This is a genomic window from Streptomyces sp. NPDC050145 (assembly GCF_044460245.1).
GTDB lineage: Bacteria > Actinomycetota > Actinomycetes > Streptomycetales > Streptomycetaceae > Streptomyces.
On the sequence record NZ_JBITJS010000008.1, the window covers coordinates 204,987 to 225,843 of the forward strand.

18 protein-coding genes and 1 riboswitch are annotated in these 20,857 nt (G+C 73.1%); of the genes, 1 reads left to right on the top strand and 17 read right to left on the bottom strand.

Annotation, left to right across the window (positions count from 1 at the left end; all coding sequences use genetic code 11):
- Positions 1 to 13: 13 nt before the first annotated feature.
- From ACIBTU_RS18075 to lpdA, 4 genes are all read right to left on the bottom strand, one after another.
- A complete protein-coding gene (locus ACIBTU_RS18075) occupies positions 14 to 1,129 on the bottom strand; it encodes an LCP family protein (RefSeq protein WP_399127222.1) in 1,116 nt (371 codons plus the stop codon).
- Between the two features lie 74 nt (positions 1,130 to 1,203).
- A complete protein-coding gene (locus tag ACIBTU_RS18080; protein ID WP_399127223.1) occupies positions 1,204 to 1,716 on the bottom strand; it encodes a transglycosylase SLT domain-containing protein in 513 nt (170 codons plus the stop codon).
- A 351-nt stretch (positions 1,717 to 2,067) separates the two neighbouring features.
- Complete coding sequence (locus tag ACIBTU_RS18085; protein ID WP_399127224.1) at positions 2,068 to 3,465, bottom strand: purine-cytosine permease family protein; 1,398 nt, start codon at positions 3,463 to 3,465, stop codon at positions 2,068 to 2,070.
- A riboswitch (TPP riboswitch) is annotated at positions 3,457 to 3,558 on the bottom strand. Its footprint overlaps the gene before it by 9 nt.
- A gap of 96 nt (positions 3,559 to 3,654) precedes the next feature.
- A complete protein-coding gene (lpdA, locus tag ACIBTU_RS18090) occupies positions 3,655 to 5,067 on the bottom strand; it encodes a dihydrolipoyl dehydrogenase (protein WP_399127381.1) in 1,413 nt (470 codons plus the stop codon).
- A 167-nt stretch (positions 5,068 to 5,234) separates the two neighbouring features.
- Between lpdA and ACIBTU_RS18095 the strand changes: the two genes are divergently transcribed.
- A complete protein-coding gene (locus tag ACIBTU_RS18095) occupies positions 5,235 to 6,092 on the top strand; it encodes an endonuclease/exonuclease/phosphatase family protein (RefSeq protein ID WP_399127225.1) in 858 nt (285 codons plus the stop codon).
- A gap of 8 nt (positions 6,093 to 6,100) precedes the next feature.
- On the opposite strand, the gene ACIBTU_RS18100 is transcribed toward ACIBTU_RS18095, so the two are convergent.
- The 13 genes from ACIBTU_RS18100 to ACIBTU_RS18160 all read right to left on the bottom strand — a co-directional run bounded on the left by ACIBTU_RS18100 (position 6,101) and on the right by ACIBTU_RS18160 (position 20,590).
- Entirely contained in the window at positions 6,101 to 6,934 is an 834-nt protein-coding gene (locus tag ACIBTU_RS18100; RefSeq protein WP_399127226.1) for a MaoC/PaaZ C-terminal domain-containing protein, read from the bottom strand.
- Positions 6,931 to 8,115, bottom strand: a complete 1,185-nt coding sequence (locus ACIBTU_RS18105; protein ID WP_399127227.1) for a lipid-transfer protein — start codon at positions 8,113 to 8,115, stop codon at positions 6,931 to 6,933. The genes ACIBTU_RS18100 and ACIBTU_RS18105 overlap by 4 nt, the downstream gene beginning before the upstream one ends.
- Positions 8,112 to 8,543: a MaoC family dehydratase gene (locus ACIBTU_RS18110; protein ID WP_399127228.1), complete on the bottom strand. Its 432-nt coding sequence runs from the start codon at positions 8,541 to 8,543 to the stop codon at positions 8,112 to 8,114. Before ACIBTU_RS18110 ends, ACIBTU_RS18105 begins: the two co-directional genes overlap by 4 nt.
- On the bottom strand, positions 8,540 to 9,640 hold the full coding sequence (locus tag ACIBTU_RS18115) for an acyl-CoA dehydrogenase family protein (protein WP_399127229.1): 1,101 nt from the start codon (positions 9,638 to 9,640) through the stop codon (positions 8,540 to 8,542). The genes ACIBTU_RS18110 and ACIBTU_RS18115 overlap by 4 nt, the downstream gene beginning before the upstream one ends.
- Positions 9,640 to 10,599 carry a bifunctional MaoC family dehydratase N-terminal/OB-fold nucleic acid binding domain-containing protein gene (locus ACIBTU_RS18120; protein ID WP_399127230.1) on the bottom strand — a complete coding sequence of 320 codons (960 nt, stop codon included), beginning with the start codon at positions 10,597 to 10,599 and terminating at the stop codon, positions 9,640 to 9,642. The genes ACIBTU_RS18115 and ACIBTU_RS18120 overlap by 1 nt, the downstream gene beginning before the upstream one ends.
- Complete coding sequence (locus ACIBTU_RS18125) at positions 10,596 to 11,762, bottom strand: acyl-CoA dehydrogenase family protein (RefSeq protein WP_399127231.1); 1,167 nt, start codon at positions 11,760 to 11,762, stop codon at positions 10,596 to 10,598. Before ACIBTU_RS18125 ends, ACIBTU_RS18120 begins: the two co-directional genes overlap by 4 nt.
- 30 nt (positions 11,763 to 11,792) lie before the next feature.
- The gene (locus tag ACIBTU_RS18130) at positions 11,793 to 13,457 is read right to left on the bottom strand and encodes an AMP-binding protein (protein ID WP_399127232.1); all 1,665 of its coding nucleotides are present in this window, start codon (positions 13,455 to 13,457) and stop codon (positions 11,793 to 11,795) included.
- Positions 13,458 to 13,470: 13 nt separating this feature from the next.
- On the bottom strand, positions 13,471 to 14,655 hold the full coding sequence (locus tag ACIBTU_RS18135) for an acyl-CoA dehydrogenase family protein (RefSeq protein ID WP_399127233.1): 1,185 nt from the start codon (positions 14,653 to 14,655) through the stop codon (positions 13,471 to 13,473).
- Between the two features lie 72 nt (positions 14,656 to 14,727).
- On the bottom strand, positions 14,728 to 15,594 hold the full coding sequence (locus ACIBTU_RS18140; RefSeq protein ID WP_399127234.1) for an alpha/beta fold hydrolase: 867 nt from the start codon (positions 15,592 to 15,594) through the stop codon (positions 14,728 to 14,730).
- Between the two features lie 79 nt (positions 15,595 to 15,673).
- Positions 15,674 to 16,498, bottom strand: a complete 825-nt coding sequence (locus ACIBTU_RS18145; protein ID WP_399127235.1) for an IclR family transcriptional regulator — start codon at positions 16,496 to 16,498, stop codon at positions 15,674 to 15,676.
- A gap of 156 nt (positions 16,499 to 16,654) precedes the next feature.
- Positions 16,655 to 17,359: a TetR/AcrR family transcriptional regulator C-terminal domain-containing protein gene (locus tag ACIBTU_RS18150; protein WP_399127236.1), complete on the bottom strand. Its 705-nt coding sequence runs from the start codon at positions 17,357 to 17,359 to the stop codon at positions 16,655 to 16,657.
- 41 nt (positions 17,360 to 17,400) lie between these two features.
- Positions 17,401 to 18,609, bottom strand: coding sequence for a serine hydrolase domain-containing protein (locus ACIBTU_RS18155; protein WP_399127237.1), 1,209 nt, complete (start codon positions 18,607 to 18,609; stop codon positions 17,401 to 17,403).
- A gap of 31 nt (positions 18,610 to 18,640) precedes the next feature.
- Complete coding sequence (locus ACIBTU_RS18160; RefSeq protein ID WP_399127382.1) at positions 18,641 to 20,590, bottom strand: ABC transporter ATP-binding protein; 1,950 nt, start codon at positions 20,588 to 20,590, stop codon at positions 18,641 to 18,643.
- Positions 20,591 to 20,857 lie beyond the last annotated feature (267 nt).

Here is a 20,857-nt window from a genome sequence, read left to right on the forward strand (position 1 = left end):
TGCCCGCCGGCGGCTACGCCTCGGAGGACAGCGGGGTGTCGCCACGGTCGCCGACCGAGTCGCGGGTCACGGACTCGGGGACGGAGCGGTCGTGGCGCAGCGCGTTCCACACCCGCTCGTCGGCCTTGCGCAGCGGCAGCACGCGGCCCGCGTCCTGCGCGTCGTAGGTGACGGGCAGCGTGAGCATGTGGGTGCGGGCGGGGCTGATGCCCTTCAGTTCCTGGGCGAGGCCGAGCAGCTTCTTCGCGGAGGCCAGTTCGGAGTCGGCGCTCAGGGACTTGGTCGCCGTGTCCATCAGGGCGTACGACTTGGCGGGGTGGCTGAGCGGGTCGAGGGTGTCGGCGCGCTGGATGAGCGCCTTCACGAAGGCCTGCTGGAGCTGGATGCGGCCGAGGTCGCTGCCGTCGCCGACGCCGTGCCGGGTGCGGACGAGTTCGAGGGCCTGCTCGCCCTTGAGGCGGTGCTTGCCCGCGTTCAGGGTGAGGCCGCTGTAGGGGTCGTCGATGGCCTTGCGGGTGTTGACGTCCACGCCGCCGAGTTCGTCGATGAGCTTCTGGAAGCCCTTGAAGTCGACCTCGAGGTAGTGGTCCATGCGGACGCCCGACATGTGCTCGACCGTCTTGACGGTGCAGGCCGGGCCGCCGACCTGGTACGACGAGTTGAACATGGTGGCGTGGGCGGCCGGGGCGCTGCCGCCGTCGGTGGTCCGGCACTCGGGCCGGTCGACGAGGGTGTCGCGCGGGATGCTGACGACGGAGGCCTTCTTGTGGCTCTTGTCGACGTGCAGGACCATCGCCGTGTCGGCGCGGGCTCCGGCGATGCCGGTGCCGTAGTGGCCGTGGGTGCCGGCCCGGGAGTCGGAGCCGAGCAGCAGGATGTTCATGGCGCCGTCGTTCGGCGCGTCCGGGCGATCCGTGCCCAGGGCGGCGTTCACGTCGGTGCCCTTGATGTTGCCGTCGAGGTGCTGCCAGGCGTAGGCGACGCCGGTGCCGCCGGCCACGACCAGGGCCGCGGCGCCCCACGCGATCCAGCGCAGGGGCCGCCTGCGCCGCCGGTGCCGGGAGCCCCCGGTGCTCGGGGGCCCGTACTCGGGGGCCGGGTGGGGATGGTCTGCGCTGCTGCCGTGCATGTGGTGCTCCTCGCCGCCCTGTCGGGCGGCCCGCGTCGTCGTCCCGGGTCGTGCCTCGCCCCCGTGCCGTCGGCTCAGTACGCGCCGAAGACGTTGTCGATCGAGCCGTAGCGGTCGGCGGCGTAGTTCGCGGCGGCGGTGATGTTGGCGACCGGGTCGGTGAGGGAGTAGGCGGTGCCCTCGACGTGGTAGGCGTCGAAGGTCGGCTGGATCACCTGGAGCAGGCCGATGGACGGGGTGCCGTTGATCGCGTTGATGTCCCAGTTGTTCTGGGCCAGCGGGTTGCCGGAGGACTCGCGCATGATGTTGCGGTAGAGGCCGTCGTACGAACCGGGGATGCCCTTGGCGGCCATGATGTCGAGGGACTCGCGGATCCAGCCGTCGAGGTTGTTCGTGTAGCCCTTGGCGGCGACCAGGGACGCCGTCGTCACCGAGGCGGGGGCCGCGGCGGGCTCGGCGGCCTGCGCGGTGGTGGGGACCAGGGTGAGCGCGGCGGCCACGGCGCCCGCACCGGCGATGCCGGCGACGGAGAAGCGGGGGAGGCGAGAGGTGCGGGCGGCGCCGGTCCGGGTGCGCTTGAGGTTCATGCGGGGGAACTCCCTGGTGCGTCGTGAGGCTCCGGCGGAGGTTCCGCCGTTCTGCCGTCCCGGCTGCTGCCTGGAACGACGCACAGCTTTAGGGGCGGTCCACACAGGACGCAAAGGTGTGACGTACTACCCGACTACGCAGTAAACGGACGTCTCCGCGAGGTGGAGCAGGACGCGGCCACGGCGTCCGGCTACTACCCGGGCCCGTAGATGACGCAGGTCACATGGCGCGGCTCACACAGGCGTGTCCGATCCGCCCTTTTCCTCCCCGCGCCACGCGGCACCAGTCCCCTGACCTGCGCAATTTCAGGATTTGTCCCGCTTTCAGCAGGCATGGTCGGACGGGGTGGATCAGGCCTGGGCACGCCCGCGGAGCCGGATCGGGACATAGAGGACAAGAGCGACTACGAAGGCCACGTAGTAGCCGAGGTCGGCGCCGTGCAGCGCCTCGGCGACCGGTCCCACATAGAGGGCGGTGTCCATGAACGGCACGGTGGCGGCGAAGGACCCGAGGAAGGCGATCAGAGCGGGGAGCACCGGCTGCGGCCGCGCCTCCTCCGCCGCGAGGTCCACGGGCGCCCCGTCGCGGGCGCGGTGCCGGGCCAGCCAGTCGACGAGGACGACGGCGACGAAGCCGGGGATCCAGTAGCCGACGAACAGCAGCACGTTCTGGAAGCGTGCCGCGGTGTCGGCGGCGTGCATCCACAGCACGAGCGGGAAGCCGAGGAGCGCGGCGAGCGCGGCGCCGAGCGGGCGCGGCAGCCGGACACCGACGACCTGGAGGGCGAGCGAGCCGCTGTAGTCGTTCATGGCGTTGCTGCACAGCGCGGCCAGCGCTACGGCCAGCAGTCCGAGCGAGCCGACGACGCCTCCGCCGAGGAGGGTGTCGACGCCCTGGGCGGTCTGGTCGGTGAAGACGGAGGCGCCCCACAGGCCGAGCGCCTCGACCGCGGTGAAGGAGACGACGATGCCCGCGAGCGTGCACCAGAACATGCGGGACGGGGACGTGGTGCGCGGCAGGTAGCGGCTGAAGTCGCTCGCGTACGGGGCCCAGGAGACGGACAGGCTGAGCGCGATCGTCGTCGTGAGCACGAACGCGCCCATCCGGTCGGCGCCCTGCGCGGCGCCGTGGGACTCGGGAGTGACGCCCGCGTCCGCGAGGCGCAGCGCCAGGGCGCAGAAGGCGACCGCGAGGACGGCCGTCATCCACTTCTGCAGGCGGTGGATCGCCTCGTAGCCGAACGCGCCGAGCAGGCCCTGCGCGCCCATCATGACCAGGGCGCCGAGCCAGAACGGCCAGCCGCACAGCCGGGCGAGCGCGTCGCCGCCGAACAGGCCGATGAGCGCGTCCCAGGCGATGGACGACAGCCACTGGAGCGCGCCGGGGACCACGACGCCGCGCCCGAACGCGAGGCGGGCGAGTGGCAGTTGTCCCGCGCCGGTGCGGCTGCCCCAGGTGCCGAGGTAGGCGGTGGGGACCGCGCCGAGGACCGTGCCGAGGACGACGGCGGCCAGCGCGGTCGCGAAGTCGAGGCCGAGGGCGATGCCGACGGTGCCGGTGAAGACGCCGCTCATCGTCAGGTTCGGCGCGAACCAGACGGTGAAGAGGCGGCCGGCGCCGCCGTAGCGGTGCTCCTCGGGGACGGGCGCGATCCCGCGCGCCTCGGGGCGCCAGTCCCCCGGCGCGGTGGGCATCCGCCCGTCGAAGGCGGTGCTCCGGGGCTCGCTCGAGACATGCGGTATCGACATCGCTGACATCCCTCCGCCAGTGCTAACTGGTTCAGGTTCTACGGGTGTGATCTCAGCTCCGTCGCATGTGCGGGAGCACCCCGTGTCGGGCAGTACGGGAGCGAACACTAGCCGCTCGCCGAGTGCGGGACGAAGCCGCCCCCGGCTCCGTCCCACACTCCGGTCAGCAGTGCCGACGTCCCGGGCGCGTCACATGTTGATCATGTGGCCCGCGAGGCCGTGCACGGCCTCCTTCACGGCCTCGCCCAGGGTCGGGTGCGCGTGGACGTTGCGCGCGACCTCGTGGACGGTGAGGTCCCACTGCTGGGCCAGCGTCAGTTCCGGCAGCAGCTCGGTGACGTCGGGGCCGATGAGGTGCCCGCCGATGAGTTCGCCGTGCGTGGCGTCGCTGATGAGCTTGACGAAGCCGTTGGTGTCGCCGAGGCCGTGCGCCTTGCCGTTCGCCATGAAGGGGAACTTGGCGACCTTCACGTCGTAGCCGAGGTCGCGGGCCTGCGCCTCCGTGTAGCCGAAGCTGGCGATCTGCGGCTGGCAGTAGGTGGCCCGCGGGATCATCGCGTAGTCGAGCTCCATCGTCTCGGCCCCGGCGAGCGTCTCGGCGGCGATGACGCCCATCGCCTCGGCGGTGTGCGCGAGCATCAGCTTGGCGGTGACGTCGCCGATGGCGTAGATGTGCGGCACCGAGGTGCGGCAGAAGCCGTCGACCTCGATCGCCCCGCGCTCGGTGAGCGCGACGCCCGTGCCCTCCAGGCCGTAGCCCGTGACGTTGGGCGCGAAGCCGATCGCCTGGAGGACCTTGTCGGCGGTGAGGACCTGCTGGGCGCCGTCCTTGCCGGTGACGGTGACCTGGACGTCGGGGCCGGACTCGTCGATGGCGTCCACCCGGGTGGAGGTCAGCACGTCGATGCCCAACTTGCGGTACTGGCGGGCCAGTTCGGCCGACACCTCGGCGTCCTCGAGGGGCGCCATCCGGTCGAGGTACTCGACGATCGTGACCTTCACGCCGTACTGGTGCAGCACGTACGCGAACTCGATGCCGATCGCGCCCGCGCCGGCGATGACGATCGAGCGGGGCAGCTCGTCGGCGAGGATCTGCTCCTCGAAGGTGACGACGCGGGAGCTGCGCTCGGTGCCGGGCAGCAGCCGGGGCGTGGCGCCGGTGGCGATGATGCAGTGCTCGAAACCGATGGTGCGGGTCGTGCCGTCGGACCCGGCGACCTGGAGGGTGTGCGCGTCGAGGAAGGTACCGCGGCCGTCGAACTCCGCGATCTTGTTCTTCTTCATCAGGTAGTGGACGCCCTTGACGCGGCCGTCGGCGACCTTGCGGCTGCGGGTGTAGGCCTCGCCGTAGTCGAAGGTGACCTGGCCGTCGACCTTGATGCCGAAGGTCTTCGCCTCGTGGTTGAAGATGTGGGCCAGTTCCGCGTTGCGCAGCAGGGCCTTGGTGGGGATGCAGCCCACGTTCAGGCAGACGCCGCCCCAGTACTTCTCCTCGACGACCGCGACCCGCTTGCCGAGCTGGGCCGCCCGGACCGCGGCCACGTATCCGCCGGGTCCCGCTCCCAGTACGACCACGTCGAACCGCTCGTCCTGCTCCACCATGACCTTGTCCTCTTTCATAGCTTCGTCCGTCGCGGGGATCGCCCGCCGAGTCGGATTCTGCCGCTCCGGCCGGTCGGCCACCACCGCGATCAGGCGCATACCCTCGAGAGCGTCAGACATCACAGGCGGTCAGACATCACAGCCGTCAGGCATCACCAGGGGAGGCGATGGTGTCCCGGTCCGTCGGACGCGGGCGGACGCTCGCGATCGTGCTGTGCGTGCTCGCCCTGCTGCTGCTCGGCCCGAGCGCGCCCGGCGGGACGCTCGTCGCCCGGCCCGCGCTGCCGCCCGGCGCGCCCACGGAGGTCGTCGACGGCCGGGTCATGACGTGGAACCTGTGCAATCCCTGCGGCGGGCCCGAACTCGCCGTGGGCCGGGCCGCGCACATCGCCGCGTACGCGCCGCAGGTCATCGGCTTCCAGGAGGCGTGCGCGCGGGACGTCGAGCGGATCCGCGATCACCTGGAGCGCCTGTACGGGCTGCGCTACCAGGTGGCGTACGGGCCGGTGCTGCGCAACTGGGGGCGGTGCGGCGGGCTGCCGTGGCGGCCGGGCGGCTTCGGGCAGGCGATCCTGTCCGCGTCGCCGATGACGCAGCGCAGGACCGCGGAGTACCCGGACGGCGGCTCCGAGGACCGCGGCTACCTGGCCGTCACGACCGTGGTGGGCGGCCGGCCCGTCCGCGTCTTCGACACGCATCTCGCCCAGCGCAGCCAGGAGTCGGTCCGCGCGGGCCAGGTCCGTTTCCTCGCGGCGGCCGTCTCGCGGTACGCGCACACGATCGTGCTCGGCGACTTCAACGCCGTGCCCGGGTCGCCCGAGCTGCGCCCCCTGTGGAAGGTGGCACGGAACGCGGCCCCCGAGTGCGGTCCCTCCCCCACGGCGGGCTGTGCCACCACGACGGACTGGCACAGCACCTTCGACTACGTGTTCCTGCGCGGGATCGCGGCGCGCGGGCACGGCGTCCATCCGAGCCGGTACTCGGACCACGACGCCGTCCACGCCGACATCGGGCCTGATGTGTAGAGAGCCCTTCAGGTCCCGGTACGGAAGGCGGCCCGGCCTCCTGACAGGACCGCGCTCCCCCGCTCGGCGTCGGACGCGGTGAACGTCAGGGCGCGCGGGCCGTCGGCCCGGCACTCCGCGAGCAGCCGGTCGCCGGGGAACACCGGGGCCGAGAAGCGTGCCTCCAGCGTCTCCAGGTCGGCGGGGTGCGCGCCCAGCGTGCGGGCGAGCGGCAGCGTCGCCGCGGCGAGCGTGCACAGACCGTGCAGGAACGGCCGGGGCATACCGGCGGCGCGGGCGGCCTCGGGGTCGATGTGCATGGCGTGCCGGTCGCCCAGCAGGCGGTAGAGCGCGGCCTGTTCGGCGTGCGTGGGCACGGTGACGCGGTGGTCGGGGGCGGTGTCGGACGGGCGCGGGGCCGAGGGGCCGCGCTCGCCGCCGAAGCCACCACGCCCCGGGGCGAACAGGGACCAGGTCGCGACGAAGAAATCGCTCCCCACCTCGACCTCGTAGACGGCGGCGGCGCCCTTGTCCCACACCTCCGACACCCGTGCGGTCATGGCGAGTTCGCCGCTGCGCGGCAGGGGTCGGCGCACGGTGAGGCGCTGCGCCCCGTGGACGGCGGTCGTCACGTCGAACGCGCCCGCCGAGCCGAGCGCGTCGGGTGCCCACTGGGCGAGGGTGAGCGCGAAGGTGGGCAGGACCCGCAGGCGGTCCTCGTGCACGAGGTCGAGCTCGTCGGCACGGGCGCCGACGGCGAGCGCGTAGAGGATCGCGTCGCGTTCGGTGTAGGCGACGGTGCGGCGGCCGAGGTCGTGGCCGCGCCAGGCGGCGCCGGTCGGTGCGGACACGGGTGCGTTCATCGGTCGACTCCCAGGACGAGGCCGCTGGTGGGGACGCCGGTGCCGGCCGTGACGAGCACGTGGCCGACGCCGTCGGGTTGGTTGACGGAGGTGCCGCGGACGAGGCGGACGCCCTCGGCAATGCCGTTCATGCCGTGCAGATAGGCCTCGCCGAGCTGGCCGCCGTGCGTGTTGGTGGGCAGCCGCCCGCCCAGTTCGAGATGGCCGTCGGCGATGAAGTCCTTGGCCTCGCCGGTGCCGCAGAAGCCGAGCTCCTCCAGCTGCGGCAGGACCAGCGGCGTGAAGTGGTCGTAGAGGATCGCGGCGTCGACATCGTCGGGCCGCAGCCCGCTCTGCGCGTACAACTGCCGCCCCACCAGGCCCATTTCGGGGATGCCGCTGATCCTGGGCCGGTAGTAGCTGGTCATCATGTGCTGGTCGTCGCCGAGGCCCTGCGCGGCGGCGCGGATCACGGCCGGGGGGTGCGGCAGGTCGCGGGCGCGTTCGGCGGAGACGACGACGAGGGCCTGGCCGCCGTCGGTCTCCTGGCAGCAGTCGAGCAGCCGCAGCGGTTCGGCGATCCAGCGGGAGGCCTGGTGGTCGGCGAGCGTGATGGGCCGCCCGTGGTACCAGGCGGCGGGGTTGGTCGCGGCGTGCTTGCGGTCGACGACGGCGACGCGGCCGAAGTCCTCACTGGTCGCCCCGTACTCGTGCTGGTAGCGGCGGGCGAACAGGGCGACCCACTGGGCGGGCGTGTTGAGTCCGAAGGGGGTCATCCACGCGTACGCGGCCCGGTCGGCGCTGCTGTCCATGGCCTTGTCCGCCTGGCCGAGCCCGTACCGTTCGCCGGAACGTTCGTTGAACGCCCGGTAGCAGACGACGACTTCGGCGGCGCCGGTGGCCACGGCCATGGCGGCCTGCTGCACGGTGCCGCAGCCGGCGCCGCCGCCGTAGCCGACGCGGGAGAAGAAGGTGACCTCGCCCATGCCGGTGTTGCGGGCCACGTGGATCTCGGAGTTGGTCTCGGCGGTGAAGGTGACGAGGCCGTCGACGTCGGCGGGGGTGAGCCCGGCGTCGGCGAGCGCGGCGAGCACCGCCTCGCAGGCGAGTTGGAGTTCGCTGCGTCCGGAGTCCTTGGAGAACTCGGTGGCGCCGATACCGGCGACCGCGGCGCGGCCCGACAGCGGGCCCGTGGCGGTCACTGTCCGGCTCCGGCGGGGAGGGACACGGCGACGGTGCCGGTGACGTGGGCGCCGAGGCTGTTGGTGCCGCGCACCGCGATCTCCACGCGCCGGTCCGCGTCCGACGTGGTGACGACGGTTCCGGTCAACACCATGGTGTCGTCCGGGTAGTTGGGGACACCTAGGCGGATGCGGATGGCACGGACCACGGCGCCCGGCCCGGCCCAGCCGGTGACGTACCGGTCGACGAGTCCGTTCGTGGTGAGGATATTCATGAAGATGTCCTTCGAACCGCGCGCGCGGGCGAGTTCGGGGTCGTGGTGCACGTCCTGGTAGTCGCGGCTCGCCAGGGCCGTCGCGACGATCAGGCTCCGGGTGACCGGGATCTCCAGCGGCGGCAGAGACTCTCCGACGGTGACGTCGTCGTACGTCCTGGTGGGGGCGGTCACGCCGGCACCTGCTGACCGGCGAGGAGGTCGCCGAGCCGGGCGAGGCCCGCGCCGGGGCCGCCGAGGGTAGTGGAGAGCTGCCGGCCCCACAGGAAGTGCCGGTGGACGGGGTAGTCGGTGTCGACGCCGAGGCCGCCGTGCACGTGCTGGACCCGGTGCACGACGTTCGCGCCGCCGTCCCCCGCCCACCACTTGGCGACGAGCACGGCCTGTTCGGCGCCTTCCCCGTCCGCGAGCGCGGTGACCGCCTGCCACAGGGTCACGCGCATCGCCTCGATGTCGATGAGGCAGTCGGCGAGCTGGTGCCGGACGGCCTGGAAGGTGGCCAGGGGGCGGCCGAACTGCTCGCGGGCCGTGAGGTGCGTGGCGGCATGCTCCAACGCGCCCTGCGTAACGCCGAGTTGGAGCGCGGCGAGGGCGACGGACGCCTGGTCCACGAGCCGCTCCACGGCGCCTTCGCCGGGGGCTCCGACGGGCTGTGCGCGGGCGCCGTCGAGGTCGAGGTGGGCGCTGCGGTCGTGGGTCGTGGTCTCGGCGGGGGTCCAGGTCACGCCGGGCGCGTCGGCGGCGAGCAGGAACAGTCCCGGTCCGGCGTCGGTGGCGGCGCTCACCAGGACGTGCCCGGCGCCGGCCGGTGCGGGCACGACGGCCTTGGTGCCGTGGAGCCGCCAGCCGTCCTCGTCGGGGCGGGCCGTCGTCGCACGGGGCTCGCGCGGGTCGGCGGGCCCGAACTCCTCCAGGGCCAGGGTGACCCGGGCGCTGCCGTCCGTGAGCGAGGACAGCGGCAGACAGCCGCCGTGGGCGGCGAGGGTCAGGGCGCCGAGGACGGCGGGCCACAGGGGGACGGGCGCGACGCGGCGGCCCTGTTCCTCCAGGAGCACGCAGAGCGCGGGCAGGTCCAGGCCCGCGCCGCCGACCGCCTCGGGCAGCGGGGCGGCGAGCAGGCCGGACGCCGCGAGGGTGTGCCAGAGGTCGTCGTCGGTGCGGGTGTCCGAGGTCTCGACGGCGCGCAGCCGGTCCGGGGTCGCCCGGTCGGTGAAGATCTCACGGGCGAGGTCCCGCAGGGCTTCGAGTTCTTCTCCCAGGGAGAAATCCATCAGCGGGCCTCCGTCGTGGCGGGCCGGAACACCGGCAGGGACAGGTCGGGGTCGGCGTCGAGCCAGTCGAGGACGACGGGCAGGTCGATCTCGACGTCCTCGGGGGCGATGCCGGTGAGGTTGGTGATCAGCCGGGTGCCCTCGTCGAGTTCGACGACGGCGACGACCAGCGGGTACTGGAACGCGGGGTGCCGCGGGTGGTGGTTCACGGTGAAGGTGTGGACGCGGCCGCGGCCCGAGGCCTGGGCGGTGTCCCACTCCAGGGAGCCGCAGTGCGGGCAGCAGGGGCCGGGCGGATGCCGCAGCACCTTGCAGTCGGCGCAGCGCTGGATCAGCAGCCGGTGGTCCTTGGCGGCCTCGAACCAGAAGGCGTTGTCGCGGTTGACCGCCGGGCGCGGGCGCAGGGCGCGGGCCGGGCGGGCCGTGTGGGGGGCCGCGGGGCGGAAGCGAAGGGTGCGCCAGCGCTGGGTGGCGACGACCTCACCGTGCTGGTCGCGGTACGTCTTGAGGGTGGTGACGAAGCGCCCGGCGCCGAGGCCGGTCTGCTTCTCCTCGGAGATCGACTCGACGACCTCGGCGACGGACACCTCGTCGCCGGGCACGAGTTCGCGGACGGACTCCAGCTCGGAGTCGGTGGCGACGACGGATGTGTAGCCGCCCTCGTCGAGCAGCTCGACCAGCTCCTCGTAGCCGCCGCGGCCGGGGCGCGGCGCGACGGTCGCGGTGTAGCCGCGCATCGTCCAGGCCTGCACCATCGAGGCGGGGGCGACGACGCCGTCCCGGCCGGTGGCGCGGGCGGCGGCCGCGTCGGTGTAGACGGGGTTGGTGTCGCCCATGGCCTCGGCCCAGTGCCGGATCATCGGCTGGTTCACGGGGTCCTGGCCGGGCGTCGGCTCGCTCAGGACGCGTCCGGTGAAGGCCTGGAGACGTCGCTCGTAGAGGTCGTCCTCGGTGCTCATGCGGTGCGCCTCTCGCGGGGCAGGCCGAGGCTCTGGGTGGCGGCCATGTCGCGCAGCACCTCGTTGACGCCGCCGCCGAAGGTGTTGACGATGCTCTGCCGGGACAGCTGCTCGACCTGTCCGGCGAGGACCGCGCCGGGTGACTCGGGGCGGATCCGGCCGGCCGCGCCGAGGATCTGGCTCAGGGACCGCTGTACGTCGATGTGGGTCTCGGTGCCGTAGACCTTGACCGCGCCCGCGTCGGCCCCGGTGAGCGCGCCCCGGGCGACGGCGTCGGTCATCTTCCAGTTCATCAGGCGCATGGCTTCGAGGCGGGCGTAGGTGCGGGCGAACTCCTGGCGGACCCAGGGAAGTTCGGCCGTGCCGTCGGCCTTCGCCCGGTCGAGGACCTGCTCCCAGAGCTGGAGCGTGCGGCCGCCGAGGGCCGCGAGGCCGATGCGCTCGTGGTTGAGCTGGGCGGTCATCAGGCGCCAGCCGCCGTGCACCTCGCCGACGACGGAGTCGGCCGGGACGCGGACGCCGCTGTAGTAGGTGGCGGTGACGGTCATGCCGCCGACGGTCCTGATCGGGCTCCAGGAGAACCCTTCGGCGTCGGTCGGCACGATGAGCACGGAGATGCCCCGGTGCCTGGGCGCGTCGGGGTCGGTGCGGGCGGCGAGCCAGACGTGGTCGGCGGTGTTGGCGCCGCTGGTGAAGATCTTGGCGCCGTCCACGACGAAGTCCTCGCCGTCGCGGACGGCCCGGGTGGTGAGGGAGGCGAGGTCGGTGCCCGCGCCGGGCTCCGTGTAGCCGATGGCGAAGACGGTCTCGCCGGCGAGGATGCCGGGCAGGAACCGCTTCTTCTGCTCCTCGGTGCCGTACTCCATGAGGGTCGGTCCGACGGTGTTCACGGTGACGAACGGGAAGGGCAGCCCGGCCCGCTGGACCTCGTCGAAGAACACGTACTGGTCCTCGGCGGGGCGCCCCTGGCCGCCGTACTCGACGGGCCAGCCGATGCCGAGCCAGCCGTCGGCGCCGAGCCGGGCCACGACCTCGCGGAACCGGCCGCCGCCCACACCTTCCTCGCCGGCCCTGCGCCGCTCGTCCTCGGGCAGCAGGGCCGCGAAGTACGCCCGCAGTTCCCGGCGCAGTGCGCGCTGTGCGGCGCTCTCGCGCAGGTCCATCTCGTTCTCCACTCGCGTGTCGGTTCTCGTTCAGGGCAGGAAGCGGGCGCGGCCGTTGGCCAGGAACTCCTCGCGCAGTGCCGCCTTGTCCGCGTCCGTCATGAGCGCGTACGCGGGTGTGCCGCGGCCCGTCCAGCGGTGGACGGGGTCGGCGGTGCGCCAGCCCTCGGACTGCATCTCCTTCTTGCGGAGCTTGTTGGACCCGGTGGCGGGCAGGGCGTGCGAGACGCGGACGTAGCGCGGGACGCCCTTGGTGCCGAGGTCCTCCTGTCCGGCAAGGAACTCGGGGAGCCTCAGGTCCTCGAAGCGGCGGCCCTCGGGAATCTCGATCGCGGCCATGACCTGGTCGCCGCTGCGCGGGTCGGGGACGCCGAAGACGCCCGCGGCGAGCACGTCGGGGTGGCGGCGCAGGACGCGCTCGGTGAGGAGGGCCGAGGTGTTCTCGCCGTCGACGCGGATCCAGTCGCCGGAGCGTCCGGCGAAGTAGAACCAGCCTGCCTCGTCGACGTAGCCGAGGTCGCCGGTCCAGTACCAGCCGTGGTGGACGCGTTCCGCGTTGGCGGCGGGGTTCTTGTAGTAGCCCTCGAAGCGGGCGGCGCCCTCGGTGTCGACGATCTCGCCGATGGCCTCCTGCGGGTTGAGCACCCGGCCGTGCGTGTCGAGGACGGCGGGCGGGCACACGGCGCGGGTCTCCGGGTCGACGATCCGCACGCCGTCGCGCGCGGGCACGCCGAGCGCGCTCGCCGGTCCTTCTGGCGCCTGTCTCAGCATGCCCGCGCCCTCGCTGGAGCCGTAGCCCTCGACGAGCCGGCAGCCGAAGCGGCTCAGGAAGGCGGTCTTGTCCTCGGGGGACGCCTCGGTGCCGAAGGCGTGGGTGAGGGGGTTGTCGGCGTCGTCGTCGCGGGCGGGCTGACCGAGGACGTAGGCGATCGCCTTGCCTACGTACGTGAAGAAGGTGGCGCCGAAGTGCCGTACGTCGGGCAGGAATCCGGACGCCGAGAACTTCGGGGTGAGGGCGACGGCGGCGCCCGCGGCGAGGGCCGGGGCCCACAGGGCCATCAGCGCGTTGCCGTGGAAGAGCGGCATCGGGCAGTAGCAGATGTCGTCGCGGGTCACGTCGTACTTGGCGGCGTTGGCGTGGCCGAGACCGGCGAGGCGGCCCTGCGAGCAGATCGCCGCCTTGGACGCGCCCGTGGTGCCGGACGTGAACAGGAGCAGCATCCGGGTCGCCGCGTCGACGGCCTGGTCGCGGGCGGGCTCGTCCGCGAGAGCCGCGTGGGCCGCGACCCGCTCCGCGTACGCCGGGTCGTCGACGAGGACGAAGCGCTCGGGCGGCACGCCGACGTCGAGCCCGTCGAGCAACTCGCGTCCGGCGCGGTCCGTCACGATCACCTGGCAGTCGGTGTGCCGGACCTCCTGTTCCAGGAAGCTGCCGCGCCGGGTCGGGTTGATGCCGACCACGGCGGCGCCCGCGAGGGCGGCGCCGCCGAGCCAGAACAGGTATTCCGGCACGTTGTCGAGCAGGACGCCGATGTGGAAGGGGCCGTCGGTGCGCAGGGTCCGGGCGAGCGCGGCGCGGGCCGCGCTCGCCCGGACGACCTCGTCCCAGGTCCAGGTCCGCTCACGGGTGAGCAGTCCGGGCCGGGTGTCGCCGGTGCGGGCGAGCAGCAGATCGGCGATGGTGTCGTGGGTCAACTCGACGTCCCCGTCAGATCATCGAGCGCATCGGGCCCTGCGGGGGCTCGACGCCGATGTCGGTGAGCGCGGCGGCGTGATAGACGGAGCCGGGCACGTGGATGGCGTGCGTCAGGCCGACGTGGGCGTCGCGCCAGAACCGCTGGAGCGGGTTGTCGTTGCGCATCGCGTTGCCGCCGGAGCGGGCGACGATCTCGTCGACGGCGCGCACGGCCCGCCAGGCGGCGCTGGTCTGGATGCGGCGTCCGGCGGCGCGCCGGGCGAAGTCGACGGTCTCGCCCGCTTCGACCATGTCGTGGACGCGGCAGACGTTGTCGAGCAGCGCGGAGCGGGAGGCGGCGATCTCGGCGGCGGCCTCGCTGACCGCGTAGAGGACGTACGGGTCGTCGCGGACGGCGGTGCCGGTGATCTGCACGCGGTCGCGCTGGTAGGCGAGGTGGTGGGCGAGGGCGCCCTCGCAGATGCCGATGACGGAGGCGGTGATGCCGAGCGGGAACGCGGCCGAGAACGGCAGGTGGTACATGGGATTGGTCAGGCCGCGCTCCTTGGCGAGCCGGCCGTCGATGACGTCCTGGAAGTCGATGACGCGGTACTCGGGCACGAAGGCGTCGCGGACGACGATGTCCTTGCTGCCGGTGCCGCGCAGGCCGACGACGTCCCAGGAGTCGGCGACGATCTCGTAGTCGGCGCGGGGCAGGATGGCGTGCATGGCCCGCGGCGGGTTCAGCATGGCGCCGTCCTCGCCGGCCAGGAAGGCGCCGAGGAAGATCCAGTCGCAGTGGTCGGTGCCGGACGAGAACTGCCAGTGCCCGTTGAAGACGTAGCCGCCGTCGACCGGGCGCAGCAGGCCCATCGGCGCGTACGGGGAGGCGATCCAGGTGTCGGGGTCGGTGCCCCACACCTCGTCCTGCACCTTGGGGTCGGCCATGGCCATCTCCCAGGGGTGCACGCCGACGACGCCGGAGACCCAGCCGGTCGCGCCGTCGCAGGAGGCGATCTTCATGATCGTCTCGGCGAACTCGCGGGGGTGCAGTTCGAGTCCGCCGTGCGTCTTCGGCTGGAGCATGCGGATGGCGCCGGTCTCGCGCAGGGCCTTGGCGGCCTGGTCGTCGAGGCGGCCGAGCGTCTCGTTGGCGGGACCGAGCGCGCTGATCTCCTCGGCGCGCTCGACGACGGCGTCCAGAACCGGATTGGACATGGCGGATCACTACTTCCTTGCGAAGGGGGTGAGATGAGAGGTGAGGGTCGCGTCAGGACGCGCCGGGCCGGGTCAGGCCGGGTCCTTGCGGGTCAGGAAGGCGAGGACCGCGCTCTCCCAGGCGGCCTTCTGCTCGATCATCACCCAGTGCCCGCAGTCGGGGAACACGTGCAGTTCGGCGTCCGGGATGGTGCGCATCGGCACGATCGACATGTCGACCGGGCTGACCCGGTCGTCGCGTCCCCAGGTGATCAGGGTCTTGGCCTTCAGTCGGTGCAGGACGGCCCAGTACGGGGGTTCGTCGGAGGCCGCGGCGGCGGCCGCCATCGCGGCGAACGCGGCGCTGCCGTACATGGAGCGCGCGGTGGCGAGCGCGTCCGGCTCGACGGCCAACTGCCAGCGTTCCTCGACGAGTTCCTCGGTGACGAGGCTCTGGTCGAACACCATCGAGCGCAGCCAGCGGATCAGGCCCTCGCGGGTGGGGTCGTCGGTGAACTCGCTGAGCAGCCGGATGCCTTCGCCGGGGCCCGGGCTGTACAGGTTGCGGCCGATGCCGCCGATGGTGACGAGCCGGCGGACCCGGTCGGGGTGCTTCAGGGCGAACTGGGTGCCGACGATGCCGCCCATGGAGTTCCCGATGACGTCGACCTGCTGGAGGCCCAGCGCGTCGAGGAACCGCTCCAGGGCCGCGGACGCGGTCGCCATGGGGTGGCCCTCGACGGGGTCGCTGATCCCGAAGCCGGGCAGCTCCAGGACCAGGCAGCGGAAGTGCTCGGCGAACGCGGCGAGGTTGCCGCGGTAGTTGCGCCAGCCCGTGACGCCGGGGCCGGAGCCGTGCAGGAGGACGAGCGGCGGCCCGTCCCCGGCCTCGTGGTAGCGCAACACTCCTTGCTCGGTGACGAGTTCACGCAAGGTGGACTCGTGGGTCAGCTCCGTCATCTGCCTCGCCTCCGCCGTTCCGGGGTCAACAGCGCGAACGGTGCCAGGGGTGGGGGCCCGGCGGTCGGGGCCGTCCCGATCAGCGGGACGGAGCGTCCGGCCGGCCGGGACCCGCGGCCTGTTCGGGGCGTGGGTACAGGTCGCAGGAGACCTGCCGGGCGGCGTCGAGGACGAGGGGGGCGACCCGGTCGAGCGGGGCGCGGACCTCGCCCGCGAGGGAGATCGCCGCCACCGGCCCCGTGGGGCCCTGCACGGGCGCCGCGACGCAGGCGATGCCGGGGAAGTAGGCGCCGTACTCGAAGGCGAGGCCCTGGCGGCGCCGGATCCGGTTCAGCTCCTGGTGCAGCTTCGGCGGGACGGCGACGGAGCGGGCGGGCGGGTGTTCTCGGACGGAGTCGAGGCGGGCCTCGGCCTCCTCGGGTTCGAGGCCGGCGAGCATGGCCTTGCCGAGCGCGGTCGCGTGGGCGGGCACCCGGCCGCCGACCCAGGAGGGCACGTTCGCGGCGAACGGGCCGCCGGCCTTGTCGAGGTAGTGCACCTCCGCCTCGTCGAGCACGGCGAGGTGGACGACGAGACCCGTGCGGATCTGCAGTTCGTGCAGGCGGCCGGCGGCCGCCGAGCGGATGTCGGCGTGGGCTCCGTCGCCGCCGAGCCCGAGGGCGCGGCGGCCGAGACCGTATCCGGAGCGGGTGTGATCGAGCCAGCGGAGCCTGACGAGCTGTTCGAGGATCCGGTGGGCGGTGGAGCGGGGCAGGCTCGTGCGGCGTGCCACGTCCTCCAGGGTCAGCCGGGTCGTCCGGTCGGTGAACGCGTCCATGATCAGCGTCATGCGCTCGACCATCGACGGCGGCAGCTCCGAGCGGGCGGGCGCCTGCGCCACGGGCTCGGCGTCGACAACCGTCATGAGGCCCTCCATGCGGAAGATGCGGGGTGCGGGATGCCGGAGCGCCGGCCTGAAACGGCGTCCGTTTTCCGAGTTCTAGCAGCAGGCCAGGACCGCAGGAAGGTGCCCGCAACGCGCTTTCCCACTCAGCGGGACAGGGGCGCGGAGGGCGTCGGGTCAGGTGCGGGAGGCCCGGAGTTCGACCGCGTCGAGGAGCAGGGACAGGGTCGTCTCGAACTGGTCGTCCTCGTCCGCCTCGGCCAAGTAGGGGGCGGCCGCGGCGAGATGGGGGTAGGTCGCGGGCGGTACGGCGAGGTACTCGCGGCGCCAGGCGAGCCGGTCGCCCTCGCGGGCCCGGCTGTCGAGCGCGGCGAAGGCGGCCTCGTAGGAGGAGACGGCCAGCGCCGTCTGGACCAGGGAGCGGTAGTAGCGGGCGGCGTCGCGGTCGTCGAAGCCCGCCTGGCGCAGGGCGCCGATGACGACGTCGGCGCCGCGGAACTCTGCGGTGCGGCGGGAGACGCGGGAGGCGACGAGGACGGCGACCTGGGGGTGCGCGCGGCAGGCGACGCGCACCCGGCGGGCCAGCGACTCCAGCGTGGCGCGCCAGCCGGCGGCGGGCGCGAAGCCTTCGAGGGCCTCCTCGATGAGCCGCTCGGCGAGGCCGCGCAGGATCTCGTCCTTGCCGGAGAAGTGGCGCAGCACGGCGGTGTGGTTGGCGCCGAGGTCCGCGCCGAGCCGGCGCAGGGTGAGCGCGTCGGGGCCCTCGCGCTCGACGAGGGCGAGGGCGGCGTCCAGGACGACCTGCTGGTTGAGCGACGTGGTCGGGGGGCGGCCGCGCCGTGTGCGGGGCCCGGTCCCCTCGGGCGTCCCCGGTTGCGTCATGCCGGTCATCCTATCGACCGGGCGCCCCGCGTCCCCCGGGGTCAGTCGCGGGCGTCGAGCCAGGTCACGAGCGAGGTCAGGGCGGCGACGGTCTCGGCGTCGAGCGCGTCGTCGTCGGCGACGGGCCAGGCTCCGGTCTTCACGATCGCGACGTCGGCGGCGGGGTCGATCCACAGGTACTGGCCGTAGATGCCGCGCCCGGTGAACGCGCGGTGCGGGCCGCCGAGGGTCCACCACTGGTTCGTGTAGCCGTAGTGGCCGGGCAGGTCGGGGCCGAGGGCGCCGACCTGGAGGTGGGGGCGCCCGGCGGTGCGGCCGCGCTCGATCCAGTCGACGGGCACGATCTGGCGTCCGCCGCGCTTGCCGCCGGCGGCGAGCAGGGCGCCGAGCCGCAGGAGGTCGCGCACGGAGGCGTTGAGGGAGCCGCCGCCGAGCGCGGTGCGGGGGCGGGCCCGGGTGAGGAAGTAGTACGCGTCGTGCTCGGCGCCCATCGGCTGCCACAGGCGCTCGGTCGCGTAGCGGGCCAGCGGGGTGCCGGTCGCCGCTTCGAGGGCCCAGCCGAGGACCTGGGTGTCGAGCGTGGAGTAGTTGAAGACCGTGCCCGGTTCGGCGGTACGGGGCAGGGAGCGGATGACGTCGAGGACCGAGCCGCCGCCGGTGACGGCCCGCTCGAAGCGGCTGATCGGGGCGTGCGGGTCCGCGTAGTCCTCGACGCCGCCGGCGCCGCTGCACATGTCGAGCAGGTCGCCGACGGTCGGCCCGTCGTACGCGGACCCGGCGAGCTCGGGCACGAGCGAGACGGCTGTGCGGTCCAGGCCGTCGAGCGCGCCCTCCTCCAGAGCGATGCCGGTGAGCAGCGAGGTCACGGACTTGGTGACGGAGAAGAGCTGGAAGCGCGCGTCGGGCCCGGCGAAGCGGCCCGGGTACGACTCGTGCACCAGCTCGCCGCGGTGCAGCACGGCGAACCCGGTGGTGTAGGTGCGCCGGTGCAGCTCGCCGAGGGTGCGGGTGCGGCCGCCGTAGGAGTACGTGCAGTCGAGCGGGAGCGGGCGGGGCGGGAGCGGGTGCGGGGTCGCGGCGCGGGTCACGGTGTCGGTCGGCATGAGCGCCGCCATGTGCGTGAACGTCCACTCGTTGACCGGCCGGGACATCGCGAGCGTCCCCTGGTTGCGCCACAGCCAGGCGGCGCCCGCCGCCAGGCCCACGGCGGCGGCTCCCGCGACCGCCCGGTTCCTCTTCGTGCCGCGCATCGCGCCCCGCCCCTCCGTCGACCGCCCCGAATTATGAACCAATGGTGACACCAGTGGTTCGCTCCGGCAAGGGATCCGGCGAGGGCTGCGCCGAGGAGTGCGCCGAGGAGTGCTGCTCCTCCCCCGCGAACTGGGTGCGGTACAGGTCCGCGTAGCGCCCCTCGACGGCGAGGAGCTCGGTGTGGGTGCCGCGTTCGACGATGCGTCCGTCCTCGACGACGAGGATCTGGTCGGCCGAGCGGATCGTGGACAGCCGGTGGGCGATGACGAGGGCGGTGCGGTCCGCGAGCGCCTCGGCGAGCGCCTCCTGGACGGCGGCCTCGGACGTGTTGTCGAGGTGGGCGGTGGCCTCGTCGAGGATGACGACGCGCTGCCGGGCGAGCAGGAGGCGGGCGATCGTCATGCGCTGGCGCTCGCCGCCGGAGAGCCGGTATCCGCGTTCGCCGACCACGGTGTCGAGTCCGTCGGGCAGGGAGGCGACGAGGGCGTCGAGCCGGGCCCGGCGCAGCACGTCGCGCAGTTCCTCCTCGGTGGCCTCGGGGCGGGCGAGCAGCAGGTTGGCCCGGACGGTGTCGTGGAAGAGGTGGCCGTCCTGGGTGACCATGCCGAGGGTGGCCCGCAGCGAGGTCGCGGTCAGGTCCCGTACGTCGACACCGCCGATGCGCACGGCGCCGGAGTCGGTGTCGTAGAGGCGGGGCAGGAGCTGGGCGACGGTGGACTTGCCTGCGCCGGAGGAGCCGACGAGGGCGACGGTCTGGCCGGGTTCGGCGCGGAAGGAGACGCCGTGCAGGACCTCGGCGCCGCCGCGGGTGTCGAGCGAGGCGACCTCCTCCAGGGAGGCGAGGGACACCTTGTCGGCGGACGGGTAGCCGAAGCGCACCTCGTCGAACTCGACGGCCACCGGCCCCTCGGGCACCGCGCGGGCGTCCGGCTTCTCGTCGATGAGCGGCTTGAGGTCGAGGACCTCGAAGACCCGCTCGAAGCTGACCAGCGCGCTCATGACCTCGACGCGGGCGCCGGCCAGGGAGGTCAGCGGGGCGTAGAGCCGGGTGAGCAGCAGGGCGAGGGAGACGACCGCGCCGGCCTCCAGGGTGCCGTCGAGCGCGAAGTAGCCGCCGAGACCGTAGACGAGCGCGAGGGCGAGGGCCGAGACGAGGGTCAGGGCGGTGATGAACGCGGACTGCGCCATGGCGGTCCGTACGCCGATGTCGCGCACCCGGGCGGCCCGCTCGGCGAACTCGGCGGACTCGTCCTCGGGGCGGCCGAACAGCTTGATGAGCGTGGCGCCGGGGGCGGAGAACCGCTCGGTCATACGGGTGCCCATCGCGGCGTTGTGGGCGGCGGCCTCGCGCTGGAGGCGGGCCATGCGGGAGCCCATGCGGCGGGCGGGGAGCACGAAGACGGGCAGCAGGAGCAGCGCGAGAAGGGTGATCTGCCAGGAGAGGGTGAGCATGACGGCGAGGGTCAGGATCAGGGTGACCACGTTGCCGACGACGCCGGACAGGGTGTTGCTGAAGGCGCGCTGGGCGCCGATGACGTCGTTGTTGAGGCGGCTGACGAGCGCGCCGGTGCGGGTGCGGGTGAAGAAGGCGACGGGCATGCGCTGCACGTGGTCGAAGACGGCGGTGCGCAGGTCGAGGATGAGGCCCTCGCCGAGGTTCGCGGAGAGCCAGCGGGCGAGGAGTCCGATGCCCGCCTCGGCGAGCGCGATGACGGCGATCAGCAGGGCGAGCCGCGCGACGTGCCCCTGGTCGTGGCCCTTCACGATGTTGTTGACGACGTCCCCGGCGAGCACCGGGGTGGCCACGGCCAGCAGCGCGGTGACGATGCTCAGCAGGACGAACTGGGCGATGCGTCTGCGGTGCGGCCGGGCGAAGGCGGCGATCCGGCGCAGGGTCGCGCGGTCGAAGGGGCGGCGGTCGGGTCCGCCGTTCTGGGCGTTCATGACGCTGTGCAACTGCGTCCAGGCTGTGGTCTCCATGCTCATGCCGATGACGCTACGACCTCAACCAATGTTGAGGTCAAGAAAACGGCGGGCGCCCCCTCGAACGAGCCGCGCGGCGCCCGGCGAGGCTCCCTTGACCGCGCCGCGGCCGGACCATAACTTCGCACCGAATTCACCCCTTTTCGAGGGGTGGGTGATCACCGGAACCGACCGACGGGAAGCCCTCGGATGCCCCAGCTCGGCAGGCGCACGCTGTTGTCCGCGCTCGGCGTCACGGCGGCGGCCGGTGCCGCCGTCGCCGCC